The 16,609-nt window shown below is 68.7% G+C and carries 10 protein-coding genes; 5 read left to right on the top strand and 5 right to left on the bottom strand.

Annotated features, from left to right (window positions below; translation table 11 throughout):
- Positions 1 to 10: 10 nt before the first annotated feature.
- From ISF28_RS25830 to galA, 5 genes are all read left to right on the top strand, one after another.
- Complete coding sequence (locus ISF28_RS25830) at positions 11 to 2,863, top strand: TonB-dependent receptor plug domain-containing protein (RefSeq protein ID WP_198120049.1); 2,853 nt, start codon at positions 11 to 13, stop codon at positions 2,861 to 2,863.
- Entirely contained in the window at positions 2,863 to 5,682 is a 2,820-nt protein-coding gene (locus ISF28_RS25825; RefSeq protein ID WP_198120048.1) for a heparinase II/III domain-containing protein, read from the top strand. The genes ISF28_RS25830 and ISF28_RS25825 overlap by 1 nt, the downstream gene beginning before the upstream one ends.
- A 33-nt stretch (positions 5,683 to 5,715) precedes the next feature.
- Positions 5,716 to 6,537 (top strand): hypothetical protein, encoded by an 822-nt coding sequence (locus tag ISF28_RS25820; protein ID WP_198120047.1) that lies wholly within the window; start codon positions 5,716 to 5,718, stop codon positions 6,535 to 6,537.
- Positions 6,538 to 6,642: 105 nt separating this feature from the next.
- Positions 6,643 to 8,973, top strand: coding sequence for an alpha-L-fucosidase (locus ISF28_RS25815; protein WP_198120046.1), 2,331 nt, complete (start codon positions 6,643 to 6,645; stop codon positions 8,971 to 8,973).
- Between the two features lie 19 nt (positions 8,974 to 8,992).
- Complete coding sequence (gene galA, locus ISF28_RS25810) at positions 8,993 to 11,848, top strand: beta-galactosidase GalA (protein ID WP_198120045.1); 2,856 nt, start codon at positions 8,993 to 8,995, stop codon at positions 11,846 to 11,848.
- 54 nt (positions 11,849 to 11,902) lie between these two features.
- On the opposite strand, the gene ISF28_RS25805 is transcribed toward galA, so the two are convergent.
- The 5 genes from ISF28_RS25805 to ISF28_RS25785 all read right to left on the bottom strand — a co-directional run bounded on the left by ISF28_RS25805 (position 11,903) and on the right by ISF28_RS25785 (position 16,538).
- Positions 11,903 to 12,376: an STY0301 family protein gene (locus ISF28_RS25805; protein ID WP_198120044.1), complete on the bottom strand. Its 474-nt coding sequence runs from the start codon at positions 12,374 to 12,376 to the stop codon at positions 11,903 to 11,905.
- Positions 12,373 to 12,846 carry a BPSL0067 family protein gene (locus ISF28_RS25800; protein WP_198120043.1) on the bottom strand — a complete coding sequence of 158 codons (474 nt, stop codon included), beginning with the start codon at positions 12,844 to 12,846 and terminating at the stop codon, positions 12,373 to 12,375. The genes ISF28_RS25805 and ISF28_RS25800 overlap by 4 nt, the downstream gene beginning before the upstream one ends.
- A 7-nt stretch (positions 12,847 to 12,853) precedes the next feature.
- A complete protein-coding gene (locus tag ISF28_RS25795) occupies positions 12,854 to 13,345 on the bottom strand; it encodes an Hcp family type VI secretion system effector (protein WP_198120042.1) in 492 nt (163 codons plus the stop codon).
- 211 nt (positions 13,346 to 13,556) lie between these two features.
- On the bottom strand, positions 13,557 to 14,138 hold the full coding sequence (locus ISF28_RS25790) for a PEP-CTERM sorting domain-containing protein (RefSeq protein ID WP_198120041.1): 582 nt from the start codon (positions 14,136 to 14,138) through the stop codon (positions 13,557 to 13,559).
- A 30-nt stretch (positions 14,139 to 14,168) separates the two neighbouring features.
- Positions 14,169 to 16,538 carry a sialidase family protein gene (locus tag ISF28_RS25785; protein WP_198120040.1) on the bottom strand — a complete coding sequence of 790 codons (2,370 nt, stop codon included), beginning with the start codon at positions 16,536 to 16,538 and terminating at the stop codon, positions 14,169 to 14,171.
- Positions 16,539 to 16,609: the final 71 nt, after the last annotated feature.

Below are 16,609 nucleotides of genomic sequence, written 5' to 3'. Positions count from 1 at the left end.
AGAGGAAAACATGAGGAAGACATCCAAGCATGCCTGGCGCCTTGCCACGCCCAGGCCGACCGCCGCCGCCGCCGCGCTGGCCGCCGCCGGACTGCTCCACGCCAGCCTGGCGCTGGCCCAGGACGCGCAGGCCGACGCCAGCCCGACCCAGACCGTCATCGTCACGGGCACGGTCGGCGCAACGGAAGCGAAGCGCGCCAACGTGTCGTATTCCGTCCTCGACGCCAAGGACCTGGGCAAGTTCACGCCCATGAGCGCGGACGACTACCTGCGCGACATGCCCGGCGTCGTCGTCGAGAGCAACGAGGGCGTCGCGCGCAACGAATCGTTCACGCGCGGCATGAGCGTGGGCACGGGCAGCCCGACCACCGGCAACTTCTGGACGTCGATCCTCGAGGACGGCCTGCCCGTCGTCGCCGTCAAGTACAACAACTTCCAGGACAGCGACTTCTTCCGCGCCGACATGAGCGTCTCGCGCGTGGAATCGATCCGCGGCGGTTCCACCGGCACGTCGGTCGCGTCGTCCGCCGGCGGCGTCTTCAACTTCATGCCGGGGGCCATCCGTCCGGGCGCGGCGGTGCAGACGCGCCTCGGCTTCGAGGGGGAGAACCCGCACCTGTCGTGGAAACAGGTCGACGCGATGTACGGCTGGAAGAACCAGGCCGGCGACCTGCGCGCGCAAGCGGTCGGCTTCTACCGCACGTCGACGGGCAAGGTCGATCCCGGCCATCCGCTCAACCTGGGCGGCCAGCTCAAGCTGCGCGTGGAAAAGACCTACAACACCCAATCCGGCGGCGGCGGCACCGTCAGCCTCACGGCCAAGCACCTGGACGACACCAACTCCTGGAACGGCCAGTTCACGCTGCCCGTCCACGGCGTCCAGAATCCGGTGATGGCGCCCGGATTCGGTAGCTCGCCGAACATGTTCTTCCGCGGCGGCCAGCACACGGTGCCGACCGACGTCGTCGACGGGCCGGGCTCCACGCGCTACCACGACCCGGAAAAAGGCGCCAACTACAAGCAGGACGCCCTGTGGCTGAAATGGGAGCACGACACGGGCGGGCGCTGGAGCTTCAACTCGGCCGTCAAGGTGCAGAATAGCCAGGCCTACCTGCAGCAGGCGTTCTACAACGCCGGCCCCAGCTCGCTGTGGAGCGCGAGCACGTTCCAGAACGCCTTCGTCGTGAACCAGGCCCAGGCCAAGGGCACGAGCCTGGCGGCCAACCTGAACCGCGTACCCGGCGTCTACGAAATCTACGACCTGAACACCGGCGCGCTGCGCGCCCGCGTCGCCAACAACGTCGGCGTCTCGAGCGGCACCAACTACCGCACGGGCGCCGCCTGCCCCGCCGGCTCGATCGCGAGCCCGGCGCAATGCGTGCTCTCCACGAACCTGCCGAACGCGAACTTCGACCTCGGCGGCGGCCTCGTGAACGGCATCATGGTGCCGCCGGACACCAGCGCCACCGCCCAGGACGTCGTCTACACGACGAACGCCAACCTGGGCACGCGCACGTCGCGCGACGTCATGCTCGACTTCATGGCCACCTATGCGGGCGACAACTACCGCGTGCAGGCGGGCCTGTTCGCCGTCCAGGCCGACCAGGGCCTCGACACCTGGTTCAACGGCCGCGGCCTGTCGGCCTTCGGCGACGGCCAGGTGGCCAACCTCGGGGTGCGCTACGTCACGGCCAAGGGGACCTACCAGCTGACGGATCCGGGCGGCTGGGGACGCGTGGGCGGCGGCTACGTCGACGGCCTCAATCCCTACAGCTACCGCGACCGCGAGCGCGACATCTCGCCGCTGCTGGGCGCCTCCTGGTCGCCCGGCAAATGGGACCTGAACGGCAGCTACAAGGGCACGCTGACCTTGGCCAGGACCCACACGGTCCCGTACCTGACGGCGCCGCAGTCGCTGGACGCGAAGTCGCTGGGCTATGGCGGTATCGACGGCAATCCGCTCACCTGGTACGACAATCAGAACTACGTGCGCGGCGCGCCGATCGATGCGACCAAGCGCGTGTTCCTGAAGAACTGGAGCGCATCGGTCGGCTACAACGTGACCCCGTTCGACAAGATCTACTACCGCCACAGCATGGCCGGCAACAACATCATCGGCATCGTGTCCCGCTACGCGAACCAGTTCAACGCCGACAACAAGCCGTTGTATCCGCAGGCCGACCTGAAGCAGGACGAACTGGCCTGGGTGTTCGGACGCGGATCGATCAGCGGCCAGCTCACCCTGTTCCGCACCGAGCTGCTGTTGTGGCAGCAGCAGACGCCGCTGGACGAGAACGGTTCCACCTACGTCGTCGAATATCTCGATCACTATCTGACCAAGGGCGCCGAAGGCTGGCTGAAATGGCACGTGACACCGAAGTTCAGCTGGACGGGTTCCGGCCTGTTCTCGCAGGCGCGCGCGCTGGCCGTCGGCAGCTTCTCGGCCGGCGGCCCGGGGGCGGCCGACGACGTGCTGACGACGGTGTCCGGCATCATGTCGCGCACGCCGAAATGGGTGTTGTCGAATACGTTCTCGTACCAGCTGGGCGACTTCCAGTTCAACGTGCGCCACCGCTACATGTCGCGGCGCAAGCTGGACAACAACCCGGTCAACAACATCTATCTGCCGGAACAGCGCAACGTCGACCTGTCGCTGCTGTATGCGGGCCTCAAGAACCTGCGCATCTCGCTCGACGTGCGCAATGCCTTGAACAACAAGTACATCAGCGGCTTCGACACGATGCTGCCGACGACGACCGGCGTGACCAAGAACGACATCTACCAGCAGTTGCCGAACGCCGGCGGCTGGGTCTCACTGAACTCGCCGCGCTCGTACTGGCTCACCGCGCGCTACGACTTCTGATGGCGCCGTTCCGACTCTGCGCCTTCGTGGCGTGCTTGCTCGTCGGGACGTGCGCGGCCGCGCCCGCACCCCAGGGGCGCGCCGGCCATCCGCGCCTGCTCGTCGATGCGGCCGTCGGCCGCACCGCCCTGCAGGCGCTGGTCGCGCGCGATCCGGACGCGGCCCGCCGCTACGCCGCGATCGTCGCGCGCGTGCGGCCGTACGTCGAACGGCACCGGACAGATCCCGCGTGGATCGTTTCGCGCCTGCAGATGTACTGGCAGGCGCACAGCACGCAAGTCTTCGTGAAGAACGGCGTGTACGACCATGCCGAGGGCCGCGCGCCCGTGCCGACCGTGCGCTTCACCGGCACGCGCGATGCGTCGTCCTCGTACTTCACGCCGAAGCTGGAAGACGTCAAGCCGTACATGGGGGAGCGCGACCTCCTGTGGCTGCAGAACCGCGACGCGCCCGGCCACCCGTGGGAATGGGTGAGCCAGGCCAAGAGCGGCCGCATCGTCGAGGCGATCAACCTGCGCATCGCGGGCCTCGCGCGCGACGCCGCTTTCCTGTACTGGGCCACGGGCGACGAGGACTACGCCCGCTTCGCCTACGACATCTTCTCGACCTACCTGGCGGGCATCGCGTACCGCGAGGAACCCGTGGACCTGAACCATGGCCACGACCAGACGCTCGTGGGCCTGCAATCGTTCGAGGTGATCCACGAAGACATCGTCGTTCCGCTGACGGAAACCTACGACTTCATGTTCGGCTACGTCGCCGCGCACGCGGGCGGACAGCGGCCGCTGTTCGACCGCGCCCTGCGGCGGTGGGCCGACCTGATCGTCAAGAACGGCGTCCCGTGGAACAACTGGGACCTGATCCAGGCCCGCTTCGTGCTGCACATCGCCGCCGTCCTCGGGCCGGACGCCAGCTACGACGATGGACACGGCAGCGGCTTCTATGTGCGCAAGGTGACCGGCGACGGCGCCGCGCGCCAGTGGCCGCTGCGCCGGTTGCTCGACCACGGCTACGATCCGGCCACCGGCGTCTGGAACGAGTCGCCCGGCTATTCGATCAACGTGGCGAACGACTTCATGGAATGCGTGGAGCTGCTCGACGAGGTGTTCGGCATCGACGTGCTGCCCGACCTGCCGGCGTTGCCGCGCGCGGCGCGCGCCCTGCCCCAATACCTGCTGCCGAACGGCCGCACGGTCGGCTTCGGCGACACGCGCTACGAAACGCCGCGCACCGGCATGATCGCGCGCCTGCTAGCCCACGCGCGGCGCCACGGCCAGGCGGCCGACGCGGCGGACTACAGCGCCCTGCTGGCGGCCCTGCGCGGCACGGGCGAAACGGGCGAAACGGGCGACCGCGATCCCGTGCACGCGCTGCTCCAGGCATCGCAGGCGCCGGCGGCAGCATCCGCGCCGGCCGCCGCCGTCATCGCCGACTTCCAGACGCCGACGTTCTACGCGCCGAACGCGAGCTGGCTGGTCCAGCGCAGCAACTATGCGGGTCCGAGCGCGGACACGGACGCGCTGGCGATTTCCATCGCCGGCTCCAGCGGCAACCACGCGCACGCGAACGGCATCGCGATGGAGCTGTATGCGAAGGGTCTCAGCCTCGCGCCGGAATCCGGCCGCGGCTCGGGCTACCTGCAGAACGACCACCTCGAGTACTACTCGCAGTTCCCCGCACATAACACGGTGGTAGTGGACGGCGTGTCGGCCTATCCGGCGATGAAGAGCAATCATCCGTTCACCCTGCTGGCCGCGTATCCGGCGCCCGGCAGTCCCGCCGCCGGCGCCTTCCCGTGGGCGACGTTCGGCGCCGCCGCCTTCCGCGAACCGGAGACGGACGCCGACCAGCAGCGCGTTCTGGGCATCGTCCGCACGGGCGATGCGGGCAGCGCCGGGGGCTACTTCATCGACATCTTCCGCTCGCGCCGGCGCGACGGCAAGGACCGCTACCACGACTACATCTACCACAACCTGGGACAGTCGCTGCGCTTCCTGGACGCCGCCGGCCAGGCGCTGGCGACGACGCCGTCGGAACGCCTCAGCTTCGCCGACGGGGACCTGATCGGCTACGACTACTGGCACGACCGCGCGTGTCTCACCAGCCGCGCGCCGCTGCGTGCCCGCTTCGACCTGCAGTTGTCCGGCCGAAAGCGCACGATGACCGCGTGGCTACAGGGCGGCGCGGGGCGCGAATTCTTTTCCGTGCTGGCGCCGCCGTCGACCGCCTGGTCGGCCGGCATGCTGCCGCGCGACGTCGAACGCTCGCCGCTGCCGACCCTCGTCATCCGCCAGCACGGCGAAGCGTGGGCGCGGCCGTTCACCGCGGTGTTCGAGCCGGGCGACGGCGGGCCGGCCCGGGTGCTGGGCGTCGAGCAGGTCGGCGACGGCCGCGCGCTCGCCCTGCGCGTGCGCACGAAGGACGGCGGCCGCCAGACCATCATGTCCGGCGATGCCGACGACGCCGTGTTCGCACGCGACGGCCAGCGCCTGCGCGGCCGCTACGGCATCGCGGCGGAACGCGACGGCGCCCTGCTCTACCTGTTCCTGGGCCATGGCCGTGAGATTGCATCCTCGGGTTTTGCGCTGGCCGCGGACGCGGACGACGTGGCCGCCGCGCTGTGGCACCAGGACGGCCGCTGGCTGTTCAGCGCGAGCCGGCCGGTTCGGCTGCAGGTGCCCGCCGCCGGCTGGCCCGATCGGCTGCAGGTCACGGCCGGCGGGCGCGCCCTGCGCGTCGCGGCCCGCCGGCGCACCGTCGACGGCACGCCGGTCCTCGAGTACGCGCTGCCCGCGATGGCCGCGGCGCCGCTCCGATAATCACCGTTTCACTCATCATCCACTATCCACCACATGCTCAATCCAATTTCCTGCCGCCTGCTTGCCATCGACGAGGGCCGCCAACGACTGTCCCTGGTCGACACGGCCACCGACACCTTCCACTGGACGCTGGACCTGTCCCCCTACCCGCTCGCGCGCGACCTGCAGCGGCTCGACGAAGAGCGCGTCCTGGTCGGCTACGACCGCGGCTTCTTCGAGCTGGACATCGCATCGGGCCGCGTGCTGACGGCCTGCGCGCGCTGGACCGACGTCACGGCCGTGCGCCGCCTGGCCGACGGCCGCACGCTCGTGACGGGCTGGAACCTGGACGGCATGGGCGGGGTCAACGTGCTGACCCTGGACCGCGACGGCCACCCCGCGGCCGGCGCTCGCCGCGCCGGCGATTACGTGCGCCTGATGCGGCCGACGTCGGACGATACCTACCTGCTGTGCACCAACGACCACATCCTCGAGACGGCGCCCGACCTGACGGAACTGCGCCGCTTTGCCGCGCCGGGCTTCGAGCACGCGTGGAAGGCCGAGCGGCTCGCGGACGGATCGACCCTCGTGTCGGCCGGCTACGGCGCCTTCATGGTGGCGTGCGACCGGGCGGGCAACGTGTTGCACCGCTTCGGCGACGCGGCCGAGCTGCCCGCGGAGGTGGATCCGTTCTTCTACGCGAGCTTCGACCGGCTGGCCAACGGCCACCTGCTGGTCGCGAACTGGCAGGGCCACGGCCCGGACAACGGCCACAAGGGACGCCAGCTGCTCGAATTCGACGCCGGCCGGCGGCTGGTCGGCACGTGGTCGGCGCCGCAGCGCATCTCGTCGCTGCAGGGCATCCTCGTCGTGTAAGGACGGCGGCCGTCCCGGATTTCGTGGGCGGATTGATGGATTTCGTGATTGCCCGGCCATGCCGCCGGGGACAGAATGGGAGCCCCCCTTTTTTTCCGCGACCCCATGTCATCACGACGCGCTGCCCCACCATCGGAACGCCGGACGGCCCGCGCCTGCCTCGCGCTCGCGCTGGCCTCCCTGTCCGCCACCGGACTCGCCGCCACCATCCCCTACGCGACCGAACAGGTCATCGCCGCCGGCGATTCACCGGCAACCGTCGCGGAAAAGGCGGCCAAGGTCCTGCCGCGCGCCAACCAGTCCGCGTGGATGCGGCTGGAGCGCACGTTCTTCCTGCACTTCGGCGTCAACACGTTCAACGAGGTCGAATGGGGAACCGGGAAGGAAGACCCCGCCATCTTCAACCCGACGCAACTCGACGCCGATCAATGGCTGCGCGCGGTCAAGCGGCTCGACGGCAAGATGCTCGTGCTGGTGGCGAAACACCACGACGGCTTCGCGATGTGGCCGACGCGCTACACGGCGCATTCGGCCGCCGCCAGTCCCTGGCGCGGCGGCAAGGGCGACCTCGTTCGCGAAGTGTCCGACGCGGCCCGCGCGGCCGGCGTCAAGCTCGGCATCTACCTGTCGCCGGCCGACCTGTACCAGCTCAGGACCAACCCCGCCAACCCGGCCGGCTATTACGGCAACGGCAGTCCGAAGCGCACGTCGACCATCCCGACCGATCCGGCGCACTTCCAGAGCGACCCCGCGCAAGGCCGCGCGCCCACGCCCGGCTTCAAGGCCTACACCTACGACGTCGACGACTACAACCGCTACTTCCTGAACCAGTTGTACGAACTGCTGACCCAGTACGGCGAGGTCGACGAGGTCTGGTTCGACGGCGCCAACCCGGACCCCAGCGTGTCCGAAACCTACGACTACGCGGCCTGGTACGACTTGATCCGCAAGCTCCAGCCGAAGGCCGTCATCATGGGCAAGGGTCCGGACGCGCGCTGGGTCGGCACGGAAAGCGGCTACGGACGCACGACCGAGTGGAGCGTGATCCCGCTGCCCACCGCGCCCGGCCAATTCCGCTGGCCCGACATGCAGGGGGCCGACCTGGGCAGCCGCGCGCGGCTCGTGCCGGGTTCGCACCTGTGGTGGTATCCGGCCGAGACCAACGTCACGATGCTCGCGAACGGCCAATGGTTCTGGGCGCGCGACAAGCGCCCGCGCCCCGTCACGCAACTGGTCGACATCTTTTATTCGTCGATCGGCCGCAACGCGAACCTGATCCTGAACCTGTCTCCGGACAATCGCGGCCTCGTGCCGGACGACCAGGTGGCGGCGCTCGGTCAACTGGGCGACATCGTGCGCGACACCTTCGCCGTGAACCTGGCGCGCGGCGCGCGCGTGACGGCGGACCAGTCGGCGCCACGGCACGGGCCGTCGGCCATCCTGGACGGCAACCTCGACACGTGGTGGGAAGCCGCGCCCGGCCGCACCGGCGGCACGGTGACCCTCACGCTGCCGCGCCGGACGACGTTCGACGTCGTGTCGCTGCAGGAAGCGGTGGACCAGCGCGGCCAGCGCATCGAATCGTTCGCGATCGAGACGTGGAACGGCGCCGCGTGGACGGCGCCCGCGCGCCATCCGGACGACGAGACGACCACGGTGGGCCACCGCCGCCTGATCCGCCTCGCGGCGCCCGTGACGACGGACCGCGTACGCGTGCGCATCACCGGCGCGCGCCTGGCACCCACGCTGGCCGAGGTCGGCCTGTACAAGCAGGCCGTCGACCTGCTGCCGCCCGCCATCGCCGCCCGCGACGCCGACGGCGCGGTGCGCCTGAGCCATCCGGCCGGCGGCACGATCGTCTACACGCTCGACGGAACCGCGCCCACCGCGGCGTCGCCCGTGTACCGCGCGCCCATCGCGCTGCCCGGCAACGGCATCGTGAAGGCCGCACGGCTGCTGCCGGGCGGACGGCTGGGCATCGTCGGTTCGCGCGAATTCGCCGGGCTGTCGCCGCGCGGCTGGCGGGTCGCGGCCGTGGACGGCGAAGACCGGGCCAGCCGTCACGGGGCGGCGCTCGCCGTCGACGGCGATCCGGCGACCTTCTGGCAGACGCCGTGGGGCGGCGGCCGCGCCATCGCCATCGACATGGGACAGGCGCACCGCATCGCCGGCCTCGTCTACCTGCCCCGGCAGGACGGGCAAGTGGCCGGGACGGCCGTGAACTACCGCTTCGAGACGAGCACGGACGGCACGCACTGGCAGACCGCCATCGACAAAGGCACGTTCGCCAACATCCACAACAACCCCGACCTGCAGACGGCCCGCTTCGCGCCGGTGGCCGCGCGCTTCTTCCGCTTCACCGTGCTGGACGACGTCTGGCGCAGCGGCAGCGCGAGCGCGGCCGAGTTGTCCGTGATTCCCGCCGATGCCAACTGATCGACCTGTTTCTTCCGCCATGATTCCACGTTACGACAACCGCGGCCCTTGGCTGCGGGCCGCCCTCCACTGCCTGCTCGCCGCGTGCGCCGTGCTGCTGGCCACGATGCAATTCGCGCACGCGGCGCCGCGCGAGCGCCTGTCGCTGGACGCCGGCTGGCTTTTCCTGCAGGGCGACGTGCCCCTCCCGACCATCAAGGGCCAGGGCGCCAGCTACATGAACACCAAGGCCGGCGAGGCGCAGGGACCGGCCAACGCCGACTACGACGACTCCGGCTGGCGCCACGTGGACCTGCCGCACGACTGGGCCGTCGAAGGTCCGTTCGACGCCGCGCAGAACAGGTCGCAAGGCTACCGGCCGCGCGGCATCGGCTGGTACCGGCGCTATTTCACGTTGCCGGCGTCCGACCGCGGGCGCCACCTCGAGCTGCAGTTCGACGGCATCGCCACGCACAGCACGGTGTGGGTGAACGGCGTCCTCGTGAACCGCAACTGGTCCGGCTACAACAGCACCCACATCGACATCACGCCCTACGTCCACTACGGCGCGACGCCGAACACCATCGCCGTGCGCGTGGACGCCGAGGTGATGGAGGGCTGGTGGTACGAAGGCGCCGGCATCTACCGCCACACCTGGCTCGTCAAGCGCGACGCCGTGCACATCGCCACCGACGGCATCCACGCCGACCCCGTGCGACAGGACGGCCGCTGGACCGTGCCCGTGACGGTGGACGTGGAAAGCAGCGCGCCGGCCGGCCACGCCGCGCGGCTCGACGTCAGCGTGCTGGCCCCGGACGGCAAGGAAGTCGCGCGGGGCGGCGCGCCCGTCCGGGTGGGCGCGCTGGGCAAGGCGAGCGCGCGAGTGGCGCTGGCCGTGCGCAATCCGCAACTGTGGACCTTGGACAAGCCCGCCTTGTACCGCGTGCGCGCCGTGCTGCGCGACGCCGGCGGAGAACTCGACCGCGCCGAGATCCATACGGGCTTTCGCACCATCCGCTTCGACGCCGACCGCGGCTTCTTCCTGAACGGCCGGCCCACCAAGCTGCAGGGCGTGGCCATCCACCAGGATCACGCGGGCGTCGGCGTCGCGGTACCGGACGCGATCTGGGAATTCCGCCTGCGCCGGCTGAAATCGATGGGCGTGAACGCGATCCGCTTCGCCCACAACGCGCCGGCGGCCGAGGTGCTCGACCTGACCGACCGCCTCGGCATCCTGGTGATGGACGAGAACCGCAATTTCAACACCTCGCCCGACTACATGCGGCAACTGACGTGGCTCGTGCGGCGCGACCGCAACCGGCCCAGCGTCGTGCTGTGGTCGATCTTCAACGAGGAACCGCTGCAGGGCACGGAGATCGGCTACGAGATGGCGCGCCGCATGGTGGCGGCGGTCAAGGCGCTGGACACGTCGCGTCCCGTCACGGCCGCGATGCACGGCGGCCTGTTCGCGGAAAAAAGCGCGGTGCGGGCGCTGGACGTGGCCGGCATCAACTACCAGGTGTGGGAATACGACCACTTCCACAAGGTCTACCCGCACAAGCCGGTGTTCAGCTCCGAGGACACGTCCGCGTTCATGTCGCGCGGCGAGTACAAGACCGACTGGGACAAGCACCTGGTCGCCAGCTACGACGACGACGCGGCCCAGTGGGGCAAGACCCAGCGCGCAAGCTGGAAGGAGATCGAACGGCGGCCGTTCATGGCCGGCAGCTTCGCGTGGACGGGCCTCGACTACCGCGGCGAGCCGACCCCGCACGAATGGCCCAGCGTCAGTTCGTTCTTCGGCATCATGGACCTGTGCGGCTTCCCGAAGAACGCCTACTGGTTCCGGCAGGCGCTGTGGATCAAGGACCGCGTCATCGTCAAGGTCATGCCGCACTGGAACTGGCCCGGCCAGGAAGGCCGGCCGATCAAGGTGCGCGTGGCCACCAACGCGCCGCGCGTGCGCCTGCTACTGAACGGTGTGGCCGTCGGCGAACAGGACGTGGACCCGTACGAGATGGCCACGTTCCAGGTGCCCTACGCGCCGGGCAGGCTGGAAGCGGTGGCGCTCGCGCACGGCACGGAAGTCGGCCGCGACGCCGTCGAGACGACCGGCGCGCCCGCGCGCCTCGTGCTGACGCCCGACCGCGCCTGGCTCGCCGGCGACGGCGCCGACGCGGTGCCGGTCACGGTGAGCGTCGTCGACGCGCAGGGCCGGCCGGTGCCCGACGCCGGCCGGCACGTCCGGTTCGACGCGGACGGCCCCGGCGCGATCATCGGCGTGGGCAACGGCGACCCGAATTCGCACGAACCCGAGAAGGCGTCCGAGCGCAATCTCTACAACGGCCTGGCGCAGGTGATCGTGCAGGGCCGCCGCGCCGGCCACGGCCGCTTCATCCTGCGCGCGCGGGCGGACGGACTGGCCGCGGGCGAGACGCTGCTGGACGTGCGCGCGGTGGCGCCGATCCCCGCCGTCGCCGAAGCGCAGCCCGTGGTGCGGCCGGCGCCGTGGCGCACGTCACCGGCGCAGGCGGACCGTCCCGATCCGAACCGCGCGCTGGCCGACAACGACATGAACAGCTGGGGCTGGGGCGAACCGCCGTTCAGGCAGGCACCCGAGGCGCTGCGCTGGCGCACCTACCGCGTCACGTTCGGGCTGCGCGCGGACCGCAACGACGGCCGCGCGCGCCTCGTGATGCGCGAGATCGCCGGCAAGGCCGAGGTGTGGCTGGACGGCGCGAAACTGGGCGAGAAGCGCGACGCCGCGCCCGGTCCGCTGACGCTGACCTTGCCGCGCGGACCGGCGTGGCGCACGCTCTCAGTGCTCGTGGAAGCGGCTCCCGGCCAGCCGTCCGGCATCACGGGCGACGTGACCATCGAACCGGGTACGCTATGAAAACGCCCCAAAATGGCTCGAACAGTCCGACCACGCATTCTGGGAGCTGCACCGCTACTTGCCGTTTTTACAGATGGCCGCAGCGCTCCACTCGCCGGGCAAGCGATATGGTTGCTTTATTTCCCGGACCTGCAGCACACATTGGGTGACATCGGGGGCGATCTGTTCCCACAATTCGATAGGTCCTTGCCGACGTGGCTTTACACTGAACAGTTCGTTACCACCGTATGCACATACCAGCCATTTGGTTTCCGATGGCGTAAAGGTGTATTCGGTGTCCCAACCACCCTTGACGCGCTTTGTCTTTGCCGTCCCTACCATGGCGTCAAACCCAAAGGCGTCTCCATGCAGCTTGCCCGCATAGAGGTAAGCATTGGAAAAAATTGCACGCCTCACCACACCCGAGCCAATTTGCCCGGATGACGCCGGCAGGCTAATCGGACTGTCAGGATAAGTGTCCGGGCATTTCAGATCATCAGCTCTTGCAAGGGCGTTCGCCAGCAAGAGTGCCGCAAAGATTGCTTTCATGGCACCACCACGACGTAAAATGCCGCCGCATCATCCGAGGGCATTGGCTTCCAATTTTCAGTTGATTTTGCGAGTCCGCGCCTTCCTGCTGGCTTTCCGTGATACTGGTCGAAAATGGAAAACTCGCACGGTCGCCCGTTCGACATGATCGCCCCATAACAGAATTGATCGAACAATGCCGCATGCCAGCCGTGCTTGTTCGGGAAGCGCCCTTTACCATTCTCGAACACGAAGTTCGCGATGACGGTGCCGGGCAGTAGGAACGCCAAGTCTAGAACCCTCGGACCAGGCTGCCAACGCCCGGTGTACCCGACGTCGGTTAGCCCTTGTACCAGTGCAACGCATTCCTGGTCGCGCCCGATGAACTCTCCAGCGCTTCTTCGTCTGAGCTCATCATATTTGTCGGCCAGCGCCCGAAAGTCACCTTGGTAAATCACATTACGCTTGGGAAGCGTATCGGCGAGTCCCATGTCGACCTCAAACGCACTTGTTCGCTGCGCAGTCCCAACCGCCGGCCGTCTTGCCTTCCATGCCGCCTCGAATGCTCTGTTTGGCATAACTCCATTTCATCTTGGAGTAGGCAAAGAAAACCTGCTCGATGACAAGTCCGGAATCGCCGCTATTCGGATTGACGCCGGAGATCATCACGTTCTCAAGCTCCACCGTGTAATAGCAGATGGGTTTGCCCTCGCCATCGGCGCGCATGAACTCGAATTTCGCTTTCGGTATAGTCTTACCCATCGCGCAATGCTGTTGCAGGAGCGGCGACGAAAGGTCCGCCAACTTCCTGAAGGAGACGTTGGACAGTTCGGCCCGGCCGGTCGTGTGCCCGCCTGCTGTCGACACTGTGGCGGCCCTGGGCTGGTGGACGGACCAGGCAACATTGCTCACCTCGATCCACTCCCGGTGCTTGTCATCCATCGACTCACCTTTGATGCCTTCGATCTGCAAATACACGTCGTTTGCCATCATTCCCTCCTGTTTGCTAACGGATGGGACGATTGTTGCCGAGCAGTTCGCAGGGTTCATTGGCGGCTGTCAACTGGACAACCTGCTCGACACTGGACAAGTCATTTCAGGCAGCCAGCGGATATCCGCTGAAACTTTCGGCCAGCGATGCCGGCGCACCCAAAAGCAAAACGGAGGCACGCGGCCTCCGTTTTGCTTTGCACCGCCCGGATCAGCCCCGGCGGCGGCGCGCCAGGCCGAATGCGGCCACGCCGCCCAGCAGCAGCGGCAAGGTGCCCGGCAGCGGCACGGCGGCGCTGGCCTCTTCCACCGCGACGTTGTCGATCGCGTTGGCCGCGCTCGACGTGAGGCGCAGCTCGGCGATGCCGTTCAGCGCCGTGTTCCAGGTGCCGCCGCCCGCCAGGAAGCCCTGGGCCGCGCCGTCCGTGGACAGCGTGCTGCCCTCCGTGTAGTAGTCGAAGCCGAGCAGGTTGAAGCGGCCGCCGCCCACGCGGGTCAGCGTGACGAACGTGCCGTCGCCGTTCTCCATGCCGTCGTGCCAGTTGTACGTCTGCGCATCGAACGTGCCGTCGCCGACGTGCGCCGCGCCCGCCGCCGCGGCGGGCGCGTTCAGCGTCAGCCGGAAGCCGGATTCCTCGTAGGTCAGGTTGGTGCCGTCGTAGCTCATGCCGGGCGCCAGGCCGAAGCCGTCGCCGTACATCATGTCGGTCAGGCCGTCGAACGTGAGGACGGCCGCGCCGGCGTTGGCGGCCGCGCCCAGTGCGAGGGCGGCCAGGATTGCTTTCAGTTTCATATTCGGTTCTCCTTTGGATCGGATTGCGCGTCAGTAGCTGAACAGGACGCCGCGGCCGCCGCCGCTGATGTACAGGCGTCCGGCCACGTTCTGGTCGGCCGCGAGGGTGCCGATGCCGCCGTACTGGTGCTTGTCGTCGTTGAAGCGGGTCCAGGTGACGCCGCCGTCGTCGGAACGGTGCACGCCCCACACGCCGTTCACGACGCCCACCACGTAGATCGACGCCGAATACTTGGCGCCCGCCGGCGCCTTGCCGATGGCGATCGAGGTGGCCCCGTACACCTTGGGCTCGAACGAGTTGGCGGCGCCGGTCCAGATCGGCGCGGCCGCGGCCAGCCTGGTCCAGGTCGCGCCCGAGTCGCTCGAGTGCATGATGTTGAAGCCGTCCACGAGCCAGACATCGCCTTCGGTGTACGGATTGACGGCGATCGACGTCTGGTAGAACTGGTTCAGCGCGGTGCCGCTCGACGGGAACGTGGCGCTCTCGGTGAACGTGTGGCCGCCGTCGGTCGACGTGAAGAAGCGCGCCTTTTCCGACCATTGCTGCCACCACGCGCCGCCCGAGTTGTAGGCATAGACCTTGTTCGGGTTCTTGCGGTCGGCCACCACGTGGTAGCCGCGCGGCACCCAGGCCTGGCCCAGCGCCGGCAGGTTCGTATAGGTCCAGGTGGCGCCGTTGTCGGCGGTCCAGGCCGGCACCGAACTGGCCGGGGCCCAGACGGCGTTGCCCGGCTTGGTCACGGCGATGCTCGACGCGCCGCCGGAATTGGCCTGGGCGTCGGGATGGTTCGTGGCGAACGCGTTCCAGGTCAGGCCGGAGTCGGTCGAATAGGCGCCGAACGTGGTCGCATGCGACGACGAGGCGGAGCCGATGGTGGCGATGTAGGACGGGGTGGACCACGCCATGTCCGTGCTGTAGGTGCTGTTGAACCACCCGAACGGACCGCGCGTGGGCGCCTTCAGCAATTCCGTCTGCACGCTGGTGCCCACATCCAGGCCGCTGCGCAGCAGCGCGTAGTTGGCGCCCGGGGCCGGCGCCATCAGGGCTTCCGTCGCGACTTCCTCGATGCCCGCGATCTGGAAGTTCCACGTCGGCGCAGCGTCCGACGCGTCGCGCGTCTCCCACACGCCGCCGCCGGAGACGTGCAGGATGCGGTCGCGGTTGTTCGGGTCGATCTCGACGTCGTCCATCCAGCCGGCGAAGCCGGTATTGGACGGGTTGTGCGGCGTCATCGATCCGATCTCGCGCCAGGTGGCGCCGGCGTCGTCGGACAGTTGCAGCACCGGCTGGCCGGACCAGTTGCCCCACGAGTTGGTCACGCCCAGCGCGATGCGCGTGGTGGCGCCGGTGCCGGACACGGACAGGCCGCCGATGCCGAAACTGGTCCACTGGGTGTCGTCGTAGCGCTTGAGCAGCGTCCAGTTGGTGCCGTCGAACTTGTACAGCGCGGCCGGGCCGCCGGCGCCGGGACCCTCGCCCTTGGTGAACGCCACGTACATCATGCCGTCCTTGGCGCGCACCATGTGCGGGATGATATAGCCCGCCACCTCGGCCGGAACGGCGATGCCGGTCCACGACGCGCCGCCGTCGGTGGTCTTGTACATGCTGTAGGCCAGGCCCGCCACGCCCGCATAGTCCGGCGCCACGGCGGTGTAGATCGTCTGCGTGGCGCTTCCCGTGCCGCGGGTGTCGGTGTCGAAGATCACCTGCTCCACGCCGACCGGGCTGCTCCAGTAGGACGCGGCGATCTGGTCCTTGTTCATCGTCGCCGTCGCCAGCGACGTCACCTGGTTCCAGGTCTGGCCGCGGTCCGTGCTCTTCCACAGGCCGGCCGTGCGCGTGCCGTAGAACAGGATCGTGGGATCGTTCGGGTCGACCATCAGGCGCTCGCCGATGGCGCGGCCCTGGCTATTGCTGCCCGCCGGGAACGGCAAGTCGACGTGCGTCCAGTTGTCGCCGCGGTCGGTGGAGATGTACAGCCGGCCGTGGCCGTCGGCCGACACGTACATGCCGCCGCTCATGTAGACGCGCTGGTCGTCGTTCGGGTCGATCGCCATGGTTTCGCTGCCGTGGTAGCCGCCTTCGTCGACGCCGAAGCCGTCCGTGATCGCGATCCAGCTCGACGTGGCCGGGTTCCAGCGGTAGGCGCCGCCGATGTCGGTGCGCGCGTACAGCACGTCCGAGTTGGTCGGGTGGAAGATCAGGCCGGGCACGTAGCCGCCGCCGCCGAACTTCACGCTGGCCCAGCGGGTCACCTTGGCGACCGTGCCGGTCGCGCTGCCGATCATGGCCGCGAAGGCGGGCGACTGCGTCGAGGGGCCGGTGCCGCCGCCGCAGGCCGCCAGCAGGCCGGCGACGCCGGTCAGCGCGCACGCAAGGGCGATCGATTTTTTCTTCATGCTCGTACTCCAAGAATGTATGTGTTTTGTTTTGACTGCGTAGCCGGCCGACGATGCGGGGCCGCGCCGCC

The sequence above is a fragment of the Massilia rhizosphaerae genome (assembly GCF_016093545.1).
GTDB classification, from domain to species: domain Bacteria; phylum Pseudomonadota; class Gammaproteobacteria; order Burkholderiales; family Burkholderiaceae_D; genus Telluria; species Telluria rhizosphaerae.
This window is presented reverse-complemented; position numbering and strand designations above follow the sequence as displayed.